This window comes from Micromonospora krabiensis (assembly GCF_900091425.1).
GTDB classification, from domain to species: domain Bacteria; phylum Actinomycetota; class Actinomycetes; order Mycobacteriales; family Micromonosporaceae; genus Micromonospora; species Micromonospora krabiensis.
Genome location: NZ_LT598496.1, coordinates 2757422 through 2772587, shown reverse-complemented (window position 1 = coordinate 2772587; position 15166 = coordinate 2757422). Strand labels below are relative to the sequence as shown.

Here is a 15166-nt window from a genome sequence, read left to right as displayed (position 1 = left end):
CCCCCGCGCCCCCGTGCCGGACGAGATCGACCGTCGCACAGACAGACAAAGATCAATATCGACGTTCGGCCAGAGCGTCCATCCGAGCGGGCCGGGTGGGGTCAGGGCGGGGCGGCGGCGGGGGTCAGGGCGTGGGCGTCGGCACGGGTGCCGGTGCCGGTGCCGGTGCCCTCATCCTGAGTCGGCGGTTGACGAACCGCTGGGCCGGGCGTTCCCAGAGGACGTGACAGGCCGTCGCCACGGCGGTGATGAGGGCGACCAGGAGGACCATCCGGCCGGCGTACGCCAGGAAGCCGCCGTTCGCCCACGACTCGGCGTCCAACGCCTGCATCAGCGGGCGGTGCACGAGGTAGAAGGCGAACGAGACCTCGCCTAGGAACACGGTGACCCGGGCGCCGAGGAATCGGCTGAGCGCCGACCGTGGGTAGAGGCTCAGGCCGAGGAAGAGCAGCACCGCCGGCAGCACCCACATCGCGTCGTAGCTGGCGTAGTAGCGGGAGCGGGCGGGCCAGGCCATGAGCAGCAGCGTCGCCGCGAGCGGCAACCAGGTGAGCAGCGGCGACAGCATCCGGTCACGGGCGGCCGACGGGGACCACGAGCGCCGGGCGCGGCGCAGCAGCAGCGCCGCCACCATGCCCAACGCGAAGTCCCCGAGCCGGGTCGCCGGCATCCGGTAGAGCCAGCGGTGGGCGCCGGACGGATCGGTGGCGGGCAGGCCGTAGCGGAAGAGGTGGAACACGGCCGCGGCCGCGAAGACGGCGACGACCAGGGCCACCGCCACCGCGACGAGCGCCCTGGTGTTCTCGGCGATCGGGCGCAGCGCCAGCGCCAGCAACGGGAAGCAGGCGTAGAGGAAGAACTCGACGCCGATCGACCAGCCGGGCGGGTTGATGCCGTACGCGATGACGAGCGACGGGTGCCAGGCCTGCACCGCGAACAGGTGGTGGACGAGCCGGAGCGGGCGGGAGCCGTGGTCGACGGCGACCCAGACCACCACGAGGACCAGCAGATAGAGCGGATAGACCCGGGCCAGTCGACCGACGGCGTAGTTCCAGGTGCCGCGCAGCGTCGGTCGGGCGGCGCCGTCGAAGTAGTTCAACGCGATGACGAAGCCCGACAGGAGAAAGAAGAATGTGACGCCGTTGCTGCCCGCACCCATGATCCGGGCGATCGGACCCGGCAACGCCTCGTGCGGTGCGGAATGGTGGAGGAAGACGGCAAGAGCAGCGAACCAGCGCAGGCCGGTCAACGCGGGAACGTGCAGCCGATCGCTGGTCGGCGCGGGCGTGGATGTCATCTCTTCCTCCAGTTCCGCGCCAGGCTATAGCACGGGGAGGCAATTCCACGGTCCCGCCGGAATGGGTGCCGAGCGCCATTCGACGAATGGGATACCGCAATTTCTTCGGCTGTTCACCGGCCGCTGGTGGCACGGTTAACCCGTCCTTTTCCGACCGGATCCCGGGGTCGTCCTCCGCGCGTCGGCGGAGGACGGCCCCGGGGGTGGAACCGGCCGGGTCAGCCGACCGACGCGGGGAACCGTTCCCACACCCGGTGGGCGGCCATCAGGTCGCGGACGGCCGCGAAGACCTCGCCGGCGTCGTCACCGGTGACCACGCCCGGCGTGCCGCTGACGCCGGCCGCCTGGAGCACGCCCACGCCGCCGCCCCACGCGCCGATCGCCTTCGCGTGTCGCCATGCCTCGTCGACCAGCAGCAGCACGCGGGGATCCACGGCCGTCGCCTCCGCCGCGCCGGCCTTGGCGTCGCGGGCCGGCAGCGCGTCCGGTGCCGGCGGCGGCGCCGTGGCGAGCAACACCGCGTCGAACTCGACCGACCGGGCGGTGGCGAAGGTCCGCTGCACGGGCAGACCGTCGACCTCGCCGCCGTGCGGACCGATCAGGAGGGGCACCATGCCGGCGGAGGTCACCGCCCGGCGCACCTGGTCGACGTTTTGGAGGTCCGCGTCCGGGGCGACGACGATCCCCACCATCCGCCCGTCGACCGGCCACTCCCGACCGACCTGGGAGAGCGCGGGGCTGGGCGTGACGTCGGCGAGCGGCACGGTCGGCTCGGGCGCGGGCAGCCCCAGGCCGGTGGCCACCTCCCGGCACAGCACCGGGTCGATGTTCGCGAGGCACCGGAGCTGGCGCTCCCGGATCGCCTGGTGGTAGCACTTGCCGAGCTCGAAGGTGTAGGCCCGGACGATGTGCTCCCGCTCGACCGGCGACATGCTCTGCCAGAAGAGCCGGGCCTGGCTGTAGTGGTCGTCGAACGAGGCCGGCGCGGCGCGCACCTTGGGTGCCTCGGCGACCGTCACCGGCACGTCGACGAAGGCGTTCTCCGCGTCCCCGGCGGGGAAGGGGTTGCCGCCGTCGAGGGAGTTCGGCCGGTAGGGCGCGACGCCGGCGTGCACGGCGTGCTGGTGGAAGCCGTCCCGCAGCATGTCGTTGACCGGCGCGTGCGGTCGGTTGATCGGGATCTGCGTGAAGTTCGGGCCGCCGAGGCGGGTGAGTTGCGTGTCGACGTACGAGAAGAGACGTCCCTGCAGCAGCGGATCGTTCGTGACGTCGATGCCCGGCGGCAGGTGGCCGACGTGGAAGGCGACCTGCTCGGTCTCGGCGAAGAAGTTCCGCGGCGTACGGTTCAGCGTCAACCGCCCCACCGCCTGCACCGGGGCCAGCTCCTCCGGCACGATCTTCGTCGGGTCGAGCAGGTCGATGCCGGCGAAGGTCTCCTCGGGGGTGTCCGGGAAGACCTGGATGCCCAACTCCCACTCCGGGTACGCGCCGGCCTCGATCGCGTCGTACAGGTCCCGACGGTGGAAGTCCGGGTCCACGCCGCCGAGCAGCTGCGCCTCCTCCCAGGTGAGGGAGTGGACGCCGAGCTTGGGCTTCCAGTGGAACTTGACCAGCGTGGTCGCGCCGGCGTCGTCGACCAGCCGGAACGTGTGGACGCCGAAGCCCTCCATGGTGCGGTAGGAGCGCGGGATGCCCCGGTCGGACATGTTCCACATCGTGTGGTGCTGCGCCTCGGTGTGCAGCGACACGAAGTCCCAGAAGGTGTCGTGGGCGCTCTGGGCCTGCGGGATCTCCCGGTCGGGGTGCGGCTTGCCGGCGTGGATGACGTCGGGGAACTTGATGGCGTCCTGGATGAAGAAGACCGGGATGTTGTTGGCGACGAGGTCGAAGGTGCCCTCGGCGGTGTAGAACTTCGTCGCGAAGCCCCGGGTGTCCCGCACGGTGTCGGCGGAGCCGCGCGACCCGAGGACCGTGGAGAAGCGTACGAAGACGGGCGTCTCCCGGCCCTTCTTGAGGAAGTCGGCCCGGGTGACCGCCTCGGCGGTGCCGTAGCTGGTGAACACGCCGTGCGCCCCGGCGCCCCGCGCGTGCACGACCCGCTCGGGGATCCGCTCGTGGTCGAAGTGTGTGATCTTCTCCCGCAGGTGGTGGTCCTGGAGGAGGACCGGACCGCGCGGCCCGGCCTTGAGCGAGTGGTCGGTGTCGCGCAGTCGCGCGCCGTTGGCCGTGGTCAGGTACGCCCCCTGCTGCCCCTTCGCGATGGGCGGCACGCCGGTCTCCGCGCCGGTCGGCGTACGCGTCTCCGGTGCGCCGTGCTCCTTCTTCGGGGGCAGCGGGTCGTGGGGGGTGGTCGGTTCGTCGACGGTCGGCGGGGCGCTGCCGGGCGCACCGGGTGCGTCCGGGCTCAGGGCGTCGGCCACCTTGCCCGCGGCGGCTTCGACGACGTCCTTGACCGCCTTGGCGGGTGTGCGGGATTCCACTGAACGAATACCTCCAGGGAGCGGCTGAGCAGGGCCTTTTCGCCGTACCCCAGGTCGGGTCGGCGAAACCGGACCGCTGCCCTCCGTGGTGGTGGCGTCCACAGTCGCCGGTGGGTGGTGCCCCGCGAACACCGGTGGATCGAGGTCCAACATGGTCGTTAGCTCGTAATTTACGAATTAATATTGACACCCTGTTCTCACCCATGCAAGATCCTGGAAACACAGCTCAGGAGTGCCGGCGGCGCCGCTCCACCCTCCGCGCCGCTGGCCCGTGGCATCCGCCCGTCCCCGGCAGCAAAGGATTCCAGTGTGAAACGACCTGTGCTCACCGCCGTCCTGGCGCTCACGGCCGGTCTGCTGACCGTGCCCGCCCCGGCCCAGGCCGCCCCGGTGGCCACCACCGACGCCCGCACCGAGACGGCGCCCTCGCAGGTGCTCAGCCCCACCCCCTACCAGGGCTGGAACACCTACTTCGGTCTCGGCGGCAACTTCTCCGAGCAGTCCGTACGCGAGGTGGCCGACGCCCTCGTGGACCGGGGCCTGGCGAAGGCCGGCTACGACATCGTGTGGCTCGACGGTGGCTGGCAGGACCCGGAGCCGCGCACCGCCGCCGGCGACCTGCAGGCCGACCGGACCCGCTTCCCGAACGGGCTCAAGCCGCTGGTTGACTACATCCACGGCAAGGGCCTGCGGGCCGGCATCTACACCGACGCCGGGCCGTACATCCCCGGCAAGTGCGGCCTCGGCAGCGGCGGCGGCTACTACCAGCGCGACGCCGACCAGTTCGCCGCCTGGGAGTTCGACGCGGTGAAGGTCGACTTCCTCTGCGGCATCGCCGCCGACCTGGACCCGAAGACCGTCTACACCGAGTTCGCGCACGCGCTGCGCAACAACGCCAGCGGACGCCCGATCATCTTCAACCTCTGCAACCCGGTGACCTCGCCCGACTGGGGCAACTACCCGGAGGAGCAGCAGTCCACCTACTCGTGGACCTACGCGCCGGCCATCGCCCAGTCGTGGCGGACGTACACCGACGTGGGCTTCGTCGGCGACATCAAGTTCAAGGACGTGCTGCGCAACTACGACGCGAACGCGCGGCACCCCGAGGTCGCCGGTCCGGGCCACTTCAACGACCCGGACTACGTGGCCCCCGAGCTCGGCATGACCGACGAGGAGTTCCGTACGCAGATGTCGCTCTGGGCGGTGGCCGCCGCGCCGCTGGTCATCGGCAGCGACGTCCGCAAGCTCAGCCAGACCTCCGTCGACATCCTCGCCGACGCCGACATGCTGGCGATCAACCAGGACCGGGCGGGCGTCCAGGCCGTCCGCGTCGGCCCGGCCGGCACGACCGAGACCTGGGTGAAGCGGCTCGCCGACGGCGGCCGGGCCGTCGTGCTGCTCAACCGGGGCGAGAGCCCCACCGTGCAGACCACGACGGGCGCGAAGATCGGCCTGTCCGGCGCGCGGTTCACGGTGCGCGACGCGTGGACCGACCGGGTCACCGAGAGCGCCGGCACGATCAGCGCGGCCGTGCCCGCCCACGGCGCGGCGCTGCTGCGCGTCACCCCGGCGCGCGGTCTGCCCGGCGTTCCGCACGTGACCGCCGGCCTGCCGACCGTCACGAAGGTGGGCGGCGCCGCCACGCCGGCCAACGCCACCCCGGTGCTCGCCGGCGGTGACGAGGCGCGGGTCGAGGTGGCGGTGCGCAACGACGGGCTGCTGCCGGTGTTCACGCCGAAGGTGACCCTCGCGACGCCGGCCGGCTGGACGGTCCGTCCGCTGGGGACGGCGCCGCTGCTGCTCGCCCCGGGCGGACACGCCACCTTCGCGTTCACCGTGACGCCGCCCGCGTCCGCCACCGCGGGCGCCGCGTCGCTGACCGCCACCACGTCGTACGAGGTGCTCGGCCACGGCCGGGTGACGCAGCGGTCGACGTCGAGCCTGATCATCGCACCGGTGCCGCCGGACGGGAACGTGGTGCTGTCACACCACACCTGGATCAGCGCCACCAGCGGCTGGATGAGCCCGACCGTCGACCTCAGCGTCGGCGGCTGGTCGCCGATCACCATGCTCGGCCAGGTGCACCCGACCGGCCTGGGCGTGGCGTCCCCGTCCACGGTCCGCTACTACGTGGGCGACCGGTGCAGCCGGCTGACCGCCCTCGTCGGCATCGACGACGCGGTCAACAACGTCGGCCCCGAGGGCGGAACGGCCACCTTCCAGGTGGTCGGCGACGGCAAGGTCCTGTTCGACAGCGGCGTGGTCACCCGCGAGGCGACGCGCGCCGTCGACGTCGACCTGTCCGGCGTGCGGGTCCTCGACCTGGTGGTCGGTGACGCCGGTGACGGCGGCTACAACGACCGCGCCAACTGGGCGGGCCTGAACGCCACCTGCTGAGCGAGGCGACGGCCGCACCCCCGCTGACCGGGGTGCGGCCGTCGCGCGTACGGCCTACTGGCCGGCGGGCAGCGGCCCGGTCTCCGGCGGCGTGGTCGGCGAGTCCAGCCACGCGTCGATCAGCGGGGTGAAGTCGTGGCCGGTCTTCTCGTTGACGTACGCGGTGAACGACGCCCGGGTCTGCTGGGTGTGCAGGTTCTCCTGGACCCAGCCGCGCGCGAGGTCGAAGAACCGCCCGTCACCGAGGGCCTGGTGCAGCTGCCGCAGCATGGCGGCGCCGCAGGTGTAGACGTTGGTGGCGCCGAACTCGGCCGGCTTCGGGTCGCCGGGTGGCCCGTACTGCTTGCGGTAGACCCCGTCGAGTTCGCGACTGGCACGCACCAGCTCGGCGTCGGTGAGACCGAACCGGTCCTGCTCGTAGAGCTTCTGCACGTAGAGCGCCCAGCCCTCGTTGAGCCACATGTCCCGCCAGTCGGTGAGGGTCACCGCGTCACCGAACCACTGGTGCGCGTACTCGTGCAGGGTGTTCAGGTGGAAGCTCCGCTCGCCCCGTTCGGCCATGCCGCTGCCCAGCGTGGTCAGCTGCTGGGTCTCCATCGCCGACGGCGAGTCGACCAGGACGGCGCCGGCGGAGTCGAACGGGTACGGCCCGAACTTCCTCTCCATCCAGTCGAGCATCTGGGGCGTCTTCTTCAACACCGGCAGGTGCTTCGCGTCGCCGGAGCGGTACCAGTAGGTGATCGGGATGCCGCGCGGCCCGGTCGCGGTCGCCTTCTTGTACCTGCCCACGGCGAGGGTGGTCAGGTAAGACGCGACGGGCACCGTGCTCCGGTAGCGGAAGGTGTTGCCCTGCTGCCCCACCGGCGTGCCGCTGGCGATGCCCGACCAGCCCTTCGGCACGGTGACCGCGATGTCGTAGAGCGCCTCGTCGGACGGGTGGTCGTTGGCCGGATACCAGGTGAACGCCCCGAACGGCTCCTGCATCGTCCAGATGCCGCCCTCGGCGTCGACGGTCAGGCCGAGTGGGTGAGCGTCGCCGCGTTTGGTGGGGAACCCCGTCGTCGACGGCTTGCCGTGGTAGCGGACCACGAGCGTGACCGGCACGGCGGCCTTGACCGGGGTGTCGACCACCAGCTTCTCGGCGGTCACCGTGCCCTGGGCGGCGGCGCCGTCGACCGTGACGCCGTCGAGGGCGTACGGCTTGAAGTCCAGCGTCACCGCCGCGGCGTCGCGGACCGGCCGGATGTGCAGCGTCGCCGTGCCGGTGAGGGTGCGCTTGGTCGGCGACCACGACAGGTCCAGCCCGTAGTGCAGGACGTCCACGGCGTCGGTGCCGTGCTGCGGGTAGAGCGGGTCGACCACCGGGGTCGAACGGCCGGCCGCCCACGCCGCGTAGGGGCCGGGCAGCCCGGCCGGGCTCGCGGACGGGCCGGTCGGGTCGGCCGGCGGGGCCGGCGGGTCGGCCGTGCAGCCGGCGAGCAGGGCGGCGAGGGCCAGGACGGCCACGCCATATCGGTGACGCATGTTCCGCTCCAGGGTCGGTGATCCAGTACGCGTCGAAACGCGCCGGTCCCCGGCCCTGGTTGTCCGGATCCTGTTGCGATCAGGTGAACTCCTCTCCGGTCCCGAGCGCGGGCGTGGCCCACGTCATGGCCGGCGAGGGCGCGCCCGGCTAGGTTCCCGTCCCGTGACGACACAGGTCAGCCCGGTCGAGGCCACCATCCGCCCCCTGCGACCGGCGGACGTCGACGCCGCCGTCGAGCTGCTGGTGCTCGCCGCCGGCGCGGACAAGCGACACCGGCTGTCCGACCGGCTGACGAACCCGGGTCCCGGCGAGATCCACCACGCCCTCGTGGCCGAACGGTCCGGGGCCGTCGTGGGCGCCGCCAAGCTGACCACCGAGCCGGCGTTCCCGGGGACGGTCTCCGCCCTGGTCGCGGTGGCGGAGCGGGAGCGGGGCGGCGGGATCGGCACGGCTCTCGCCGACGCGCTGGGAAGCTGGGCCGAGCGCGAGGTCGATCCGGCGATCGTGATCACCAGTGCCATCCGAGACGATCTCGACGGGGGCCGCCGCTTCGCCCGGCGGTACGGGCTCGCGGTCACCCGGCACAGCGTCGGCTGGCGGTTCGACCTACCCGGCCGCGAGGACGAGCTGGTGCGACGGGCGGCGGACACCGCGGACGCCGCGAACGTACGGGTCCGGGTGGCCGACCTCGCCACCGAGGAGACGCTGATCGTCGAGTGCATCGGCCGTACGCTGCCCGGCCTGCCGGTGCCCGGCGCGGAGAACCAGGAGGTCGACCTGGCCCACGCCCGGTCGGTGATCCCGGACGCGGCGACCGTGCTGCTGGCCGTGCCCGAGGGCGCCCCGGCGCAGCCGCCGTGCGGGATCACCGTCGTCACCCCGCTGGCCGGCAGTGGTGACTGGTACACGGTCTACACCGGTGTGGCGGTGGCGCACCGCGGCCGGGGTGTGGCGGCAGCGCTGAAGGCCGCCGCTCTGTGGGCGGCGTACCGCGCCGGTGCCACCGCGGTCACCACCCACAACGACGACACCAACGAGCCGATCCTCCGGGCCAACCGGGCGTTCGGCATGCGACCCAGCGTGGGCTACTGGAGCCTCACCCGGGAGGGGTAGGAGGCCGTCCCCGAGCCCACCACCGCGTGCGGGCCCGGGGGGAACCGGGTGCCGTCGGCTCAGCCCTCTCGTAGCTGCACCACCGCGCGGACGAACTCGGCGGGCTGCTCCACGTGCCCGAAGTGCCCGCTGTGCTCCAGCACCACCAGCCGCGAGTCCTTGATGCCCTCGTGCAGCTGCTCCGCCCACCGCACGCCGCAGATGAAGTCGTGTGCCCCGACGATCACCACGGTCGGCGCGAGGATCTCACCGAGCCGGTCCCGTACGTCGAACGGCGTCGGGTCCTGCGCACCCGCCGGCTCGGCCCAGACCTGGACGGCCGCCTGGAACGCGGCGAACTCCTCCCGCCGGGACCAGAAGTCCGCGAAGTAGACGGGGACCGCCGTGCGGAGGGCGGCGCTCAGCGCGTCGTCGTCGGTGGCGGTGACGGCCTGCTGGAAGGCGGCCGGCACCGCCTCGGCCTCCGGGTTGCCCGGGTACCGCCCCGGGTACGCGACCAGCCCGGCCATCGCCTCGGCCCAGAACTCGGCGCCGGTGACCGGGGAGGTGTCGTACAGGACGAGACCGGCGACCCGGTCCGGGTGCGCGAGGGCGTACGCCTGGACGACGAAGCCGCCGTGCGAGTGGCCGAGCAGGTGCACCCGGTGCTCGCCGAGCTGGTCGACGACGGCGCCGAGGAACCGGGCGTACGTGTCGAGGCGGTAGTCGGCCCGGTCGGCGAGGCGCCCGGAGGCCCCGGTGCCGACCGGCTCGACGTACACCATCGTGAAGTGCTCCTCCAGCTCGGGCGTGCGCAGGTAGCCCCAGCCGATGCCGGGGCCGCCGCTGTGCGCCACGCAGACCGGGCCGGTGCCGGCGACGTGGTAGACCTGCCGGACGCCGTCGATGGCGAACTCGTGCGTGCCCGGGGTGAGGGCGGCGTCGTGGCGGGTGGAACCCATGGTGTCTCTCCCGATCCGTGGCCCGCGCGGCACCGGCCGCGCGGGAACTGTGGTTGGCGGGACGAGATGCGGGAGCCGGTCGGAAAGTTCGCCCGGCGACGGAGAAATTTTCAGGCGGCCAGGGCGTGGGCCGGGCTCGGGTGGAAGAGCCGCAGCTCGCGCACCCGGCCGTTGCGCAGCCGCTGCAACCAGAGGGCGCCCGGGGGGCAGTGGTCCGGGTCGTCGGGCGGGCTGATCAGGTCGGTCTCCCAGATCAGCACGTCGCGGCTCGCCACGACGTTGCGCAGGCGCTGGCGTACGCCGTCGGACAGGTCCTTGTCCATGCCGCGTACCGCGAAGTCGCGGTCCCCGCGCGCGCCGCCGGGGACCAGCATCTGCGCGTCGGGTGACCACAGGTCGCGGACCACGCGGTCGAAGTCGCCGCGCATGGCCGCGTCGATCGCGTCCCGACCCTCGCGCCACCGGGCGTCGGCCGCCGCCGTCGCGTCGGCGTGCGCGGCCTCCGCGGAGGTGCGCAGGCCGGCGGCGAGCGCCCGGCGGGCGTGGTTGAGCCGGCTGCGGACGGTGCCGACCGGGATGTCGCACAGGGCCGCGATCTGGTCGTACGAGGACGCGTCGCTGTAGTAGCGGAGCAGGGTCACCAGCCGGTCGGGCTCGGACAGGTCGCCGATGGCGTGCCAGACCCAGTCCCGCAGGGCGCCCCGGTCCAGTGCCTCCTCCGGGGTGGGCGTGTCGGAGGGCAGGGCCAACCACTCGGGCTCGGCGACGGGGATCGCCCGGGGCCGGCGCAGCGCCATCCGGGCGTTGTTCCGGACGATCGCGCGCAACCAGGGGCCGACGGCCGTCGGGTCGCGTACCTCGCCGATGCGGCTCAGCGCCACTACCATCGCGTCCTGGACCGCGTCCTCGGCCTCCGGGCCCCAGCCCAGCAGGCTGATGCCGACCGCGCGCATGCCGGCCTCGTGGCGGCTCAGCAGCGCGCCGAGGGCCGCCGCGTCCCCCGTCTGCGCGAGCCGTACGAGGTCGGTGTCGTCGTCCGTCACGTTCATGGTCCTTCGTCCCACCCGTCTCCTCCGGTCGGGGAAGCCGAGACGATCGTGCCGCGACTCGATCACCGGTGTGCCCGGTCTGTGGCGGAGGTAACGACCGCCCTGGGTGCCCCCGGATTTGGACTTGCCGGTCCATTTTTGCCGGGGCACCGTTGCGGACCGGCAGCCCGAGCGGGGCTGTGAGCCGTCCGACGAGGAGACAGAGACGATGCACGACTACTACCTGCTCGGCCGGTCCGGGCTGCGGGTGAGCCGCCTGGCGCTGGGCACCATGAACTTCGGCACCGGCGGCTTCCACGCCTCGTACGGCAAGACGGAGGCGGAGGCCGAGCCGATCTTCCGCCGCTACCTGGAGGCCGGCGGCAACTTCATCGACACCGCGGACTTCTATACCGCGGGCGAGAGCGAGCAGATCCTCGGCCGGCTGATCGCCTCCGCCGGGGTGCGCGACCGGCTCGTGCTGACCAGCAAGTTCACCAACACCGTCGACCCGACCGACCCGAACGCGGGCGGCAACGGGCGCAAGCACATCATCCGCGCGCTGGACGCGTCGCTGCGCCGGCTCGGCACCGACTACCTCGACCTGTACCTGCTGCACACCTGGGACCGGATCACCCCGGTCGAGGAGGTCGCCCGCACCTTCGACGACCTGGTCCGCGCCGGCAAGATCCGGTACGCCGGCCTGTCCGACGTGCCCGCCTGGTACGCCGCCCGGGCACAGAGCTACGCCGAGGCGCACGCGCTCACCCCGATGATCAGCCTTCAGTTGCCGTACTCCCTGGTGGCTCGGGGCATCGAGCCGGAGTTCCTGCCGATGGCGCAGTCCCTCGGGATGGGGCTCACCGCCTGGAGCCCCATCGGCGGCGGGCTGCTCACCGGCAAGTACCGGCGCACGGAGGACGGTGTGTCCGGGGCCGGGCGGCTCGGGGCGAGCGGTGGGAACGGGCTGCCGGTCAGCGACCACGACTGGCAGGTGATCGACGCGCTGGAGTCGGTGGCCGGCGAGTTGGGTCGGAGCATGGCCCAGGTGGCGATCAACTGGGTCGCGACCCAGCCCGCCGTCGGCTCGGTCATCCTCGGGGCGAGCAGCCCCGAGCAGGTCGACAGCAACATGACCGCGCTGGACTTCGAGATCCCGCGGGAGCTGCGCGCGCGGCTCGACGAGGCGAGCGCGGTGCCGCTTGCCCTGCCGTACTCGATGTTCACGCCGGAGTACCAGTCCTGGATCGTCAGCCCGGGCCTGGGCATCGGCGACAAGCCGGCCGGCTACACCCCGCCGGTGTGGAACGGCGCCCCGCCGGCCGCCTGACGCGGACGGGCCCGCCCGGACCGACCGGTCCGGGCGGGCCCTCGGCCGTCGCCGGCGGGGATCAGGCCGGCACCACGTAGGGGAAGGTGTCGGCGCGCGCGTCCCGGGTCACGTCCGCCGTGAGGCCCGAGGTCATGCCGGTGTTCAGCACCAGCGAGAACATCACCTCGGGCGCGTTGTCCCGCATGGTGCGCCCGTTGCGGACCGCGAACCCGTAGTTGGCCGGCGTGCCCACCTGGTACATCAGCAGGTCGGGATAGACGCTGCGGGCCACGCTCCAGCCGTACGCCTTCGCGTCCGGCGCCGTGCCGTTCGCCGCCACGACCCGCGCCACCGTCGAGGCGATCCCCTCGCCGTCGGCCCGGAGGTCGTCACAGGGGTGCCGGAAGTTGGCCGGGTCCGAGAAGTCGGTGTCGGTGGGCCAGAAGATCGGCCACATCATCGGGTGGCCGGCGCGGTTGATCTGCCGCCACCCGCCCGCGTCGGTCGCCAGCATGGTGCGGCACCAGACGCCGATCCGGCTGTCGTCGCGCAGCGTGCCGTCGCCCTTCCCGACCTCCAGGACGATCGACTCGACGGTGGTGCCGGCGAAGGTGTTCTTCGCGTTCTCCGGTTTCCACGACGACCGGTCCAGCTTGGCGCCGTTCTTGAACGCGTCGTTGACCGTCGCGAGCTGGTCGAGGTCGATGAAGAAGGGATCACGGATGCGGCCCGCCCAGAGCCGGAGCCCGCCGGCGCTCACGGTGTCGCCGGTGGTCCCCTCCACCAGCATGGTGCCGGTCGCCGCGTCGTCGCGGGCCTCGGCGCCGGTGAGCGCGTGCAGGGTCACCGGTTGCCGGCCGTTGCCGTCCGCGTCGCCGAAGGACACCCGGTAGGTCAGGTCCTCCATCTCGTGCCCGTCGAAGTGGACCTTGAACTCGTAGCGGGACTCGGTCTGGAAACCCCGCTTGATGTCGGCGCCCGTGATCGAGCTGTTCACGTCCATCACGAACACGGTGCCGCGCTCGCCGTCGAAGACGTACAGGTCGTCGATGTAGAGCTGGCCGCTCTGCGCGGCGAGGGGGGTGTCGAGATGGTGCGACATCGGATGACTCCCGGTGGTGACGGCTACGGCTCTCGGCGGTGACGGCTCTCGGACAAAAGCGAACATACCGGTGAGGCTTTCGCCGGTCGTGCCAATGCCGGAATCCGCCCGGCGGTCCGCCCTCAGACGTCGACGGAGAGGCGGACCGTCACGACGTCACCCACGTCGAGCCCCTCGGCCGCCCGCACCCGTGCCTTCACCGGCACGACGTAGCGCCCGTCCTTCGGGAAGAGTGACGTCCGCCAACCGGTCCCCCCGATCCGGGCGGCGACCGGGATCATGCCCCAGCCGTACGTCACCGACGCCGACGTCGCCGCAAGTTCGCCGCTCTCGGCCTCCGGGACCGTGACGAAGTGCCACGGCGCCGGACCCCTCCAGAACCAGATCTCGCCGCTGAACTCCAGGTCCATCGCGCCAGGATAGGGGCCGCCGGCCGATCCCGGCGCCCCCGCGTCAGCTGATGATCGTGGTCGCGCCGCCGCCACGACCCCGGTCGTCGAGCAGGAGCGGGGCGCGGCCGTGCACCGCGTAGCGGATGTGGGTGACCTCCGGAGTGGAGATCACCCGGGTCGGCGTCAGCTCGATCCCCTCCTTCTCGCCGAGACCGAGGTCCGCGTCGAGCAGCCGCAGGCCGCTGCCGAGCACGACCGGCACGACGTGCAGCTCCAACTCGTCCAGCAGGCCGGCCGCGAGCACCTGACGCACCAGACTGCCGCCCCCGGCCACCGCGACGTTGCGGTCGCCCGCCACGGCCCGCGCCCGCTCCACGGCGGCCGCCACCCCGTCGGTGACGTACGTGAAGCTGGTGCCGCCCTTGCGCTCCACCCGCGCCCGGGGCCGGTGCGTGACCACGAAGACCGGCGCCCGGAACGGCGGCTCGTCGCCCCACGGCACCTCACCGCCGTCGGCCATCCGGCGCCCCATCACGTACGCGCCCGCCGCCGCGAACGTCTCGGCGATCACCTCGGAGTTCGTGTCCTGCTCCCCGCCGGCGAAGCCCTGCCGCTCCCGCCAGGCCATGCCCTCGGTCACCCACCGGGTGACCCGGAAGAAGCCGGCGCTCTCGGCCGACGCCATCCAGTCACCGTCCCCGTCGAACCGCGGGCCCGCGTAGAACCCGTCCACCGACACCGACACCTGCGCGGTCACCTTGGTCATCTCGGTTGGCTCCTCTGCGTCCGGGGGCGCCCGACCGGGCACCTGCTCGACAGGAGATCGGCGCCGGCCGCCCGGACCCGACAGTCCGCCGACGTGACGGCGGTCACATACCGCGCTCGGCCAGGTAGACCATGTCCGGCTCACCCCGGGACACCGCCACCGGGTGGGCGGTGACCGGACCGACCACCGCCGCGAGCCGCTCGGCGTACGCGGGCGCCGCCGAGGCGCTCCACACGGCCAGCACACCCCCCGGGGCGAGCCGGTCGCGCAGCAGGGCGGTGCCGTCCGCGTCGTACAGGGCGGCGTTGTCGGTGAACACCGTCCAGTCCGGACCGTTGTCGGTGTCGAGGCAGATGGCGTCGAAGACCTCGGCGGTCCCCCGCAGCCAGGACACGACGTCGTCGTTCACGATCCGCACGCGCGGGTCGTCCAGGGCGTGCGCGCTGTACGCGCCCAGGCCACGACGGTGCCAGTCGATGATCGTCCGCTCGATCTCCACCACCACGATCTCGGCCGGCACCGGCGACGCGGCGGCCTCGGCCAGGGAGAACCCCACGCCGAGCCCGCCGACGAGGAGCCGGCCGCCCGGCCGCAGCCGGTCCAGGGCGGCACGGACGAGCAGCCGCTCCGAGGCACCCGCCCGGGTGTCCATGAGGAACACCCCGTTGCTGATGATCTCGAAGTGGCCGTCGCGCTCGCGGAGCACCAGCTCACCCCGCTCGGTCACCGCCCGGTCGACCACCGTCGCCGATTCCCCCATCGGGCCAACCTACGTGCCCGGCACCCCCGCCGATGTCGAATTACCGGCCCCGA

12 protein-coding genes are annotated in these 15166 nt (G+C 72.6%); 3 read left to right on the top strand and 9 right to left on the bottom strand.

All coding sequences use genetic code 11. The annotated features are described in order from the left end of the window. Positions 1 to 124: 124 nt before the first annotated feature. Together GA0070620_RS12280 and GA0070620_RS12275 are read right to left on the bottom strand one after the other, a co-directional pair. Entirely contained in the window at positions 125 to 1297 is a 1173-nt protein-coding gene (locus tag GA0070620_RS12280) for an acyltransferase family protein (RefSeq protein WP_091590226.1), read from the bottom strand. Positions 1298 to 1515: 218 nt separating this feature from the next. Next, positions 1516 to 3777 (bottom strand): catalase, encoded by a 2262-nt coding sequence (locus GA0070620_RS12275; protein WP_091590224.1) that lies wholly within the window; start codon positions 3775 to 3777, stop codon positions 1516 to 1518. Positions 3778 to 4086: 309 nt separating this feature from the next. Between GA0070620_RS12275 and GA0070620_RS12270 the strand changes: the two genes are divergently transcribed. Continuing rightward, on the top strand, positions 4087 to 6174 hold the full coding sequence (locus GA0070620_RS12270) for an NPCBM/NEW2 domain-containing protein (RefSeq protein ID WP_091590222.1): 2088 nt from the start codon (positions 4087 to 4089) through the stop codon (positions 6172 to 6174). Positions 6175 to 6228: 54 nt separating this feature from the next. Here the strand turns inward: GA0070620_RS12270 and GA0070620_RS12265 are convergent, their stop codons facing one another. Then, positions 6229 to 7698, bottom strand: a complete 1470-nt coding sequence (locus tag GA0070620_RS12265) for a M1 family metallopeptidase (protein WP_091590220.1) — start codon at positions 7696 to 7698, stop codon at positions 6229 to 6231. Positions 7699 to 7861: 163 nt separating this feature from the next. On the opposite strand from GA0070620_RS12265, the gene GA0070620_RS34020 reads away from it, so the two are divergent. Further along, entirely contained in the window at positions 7862 to 8812 is a 951-nt protein-coding gene (locus GA0070620_RS34020; RefSeq protein WP_172836419.1) for a GNAT family N-acetyltransferase, read from the top strand. Positions 8813 to 8871: 59 nt separating this feature from the next. On the opposite strand, the gene GA0070620_RS12255 is transcribed toward GA0070620_RS34020, so the two are convergent. Together GA0070620_RS12255 and GA0070620_RS12250 are read right to left on the bottom strand one after the other, a co-directional pair. Beyond that, positions 8872 to 9753, bottom strand: coding sequence for an alpha/beta fold hydrolase (locus tag GA0070620_RS12255; RefSeq protein ID WP_091590214.1), 882 nt, complete (start codon positions 9751 to 9753; stop codon positions 8872 to 8874). Positions 9754 to 9863: 110 nt separating this feature from the next. Then, entirely contained in the window at positions 9864 to 10796 is a 933-nt protein-coding gene (locus GA0070620_RS12250) for an RNA polymerase sigma factor (RefSeq protein WP_231922343.1), read from the bottom strand. 214 nt (positions 10797 to 11010) lie between these two features. On the opposite strand from GA0070620_RS12250, the gene GA0070620_RS12245 reads away from it, so the two are divergent. Further along, complete coding sequence (locus GA0070620_RS12245) at positions 11011 to 12111, top strand: aldo/keto reductase (protein WP_091590209.1); 1101 nt, start codon at positions 11011 to 11013, stop codon at positions 12109 to 12111. Between the two features lie 61 nt (positions 12112 to 12172). On the opposite strand, the gene GA0070620_RS12240 is transcribed toward GA0070620_RS12245, so the two are convergent. The 4 genes from GA0070620_RS12240 to GA0070620_RS12225 all read right to left on the bottom strand — a co-directional run bounded on the left by GA0070620_RS12240 (position 12173) and on the right by GA0070620_RS12225 (position 15113). Continuing rightward, complete coding sequence (locus tag GA0070620_RS12240; RefSeq protein WP_091590207.1) at positions 12173 to 13195, bottom strand: DUF4331 family protein; 1023 nt, start codon at positions 13193 to 13195, stop codon at positions 12173 to 12175. Between the two features lie 122 nt (positions 13196 to 13317). After that, complete coding sequence (locus tag GA0070620_RS12235; protein ID WP_091590205.1) at positions 13318 to 13605, bottom strand: DUF1905 domain-containing protein; 288 nt, start codon at positions 13603 to 13605, stop codon at positions 13318 to 13320. Positions 13606 to 13648: 43 nt separating this feature from the next. After that, on the bottom strand, positions 13649 to 14353 hold the full coding sequence (locus GA0070620_RS12230; RefSeq protein ID WP_091590202.1) for a dihydrofolate reductase family protein: 705 nt from the start codon (positions 14351 to 14353) through the stop codon (positions 13649 to 13651). 103 nt (positions 14354 to 14456) lie between these two features. Continuing rightward, entirely contained in the window at positions 14457 to 15113 is a 657-nt protein-coding gene (locus tag GA0070620_RS12225) for a spermine/spermidine synthase domain-containing protein (RefSeq protein WP_091590200.1), read from the bottom strand. Between the last annotated feature and the right edge of the window lie 53 nt (positions 15114 to 15166).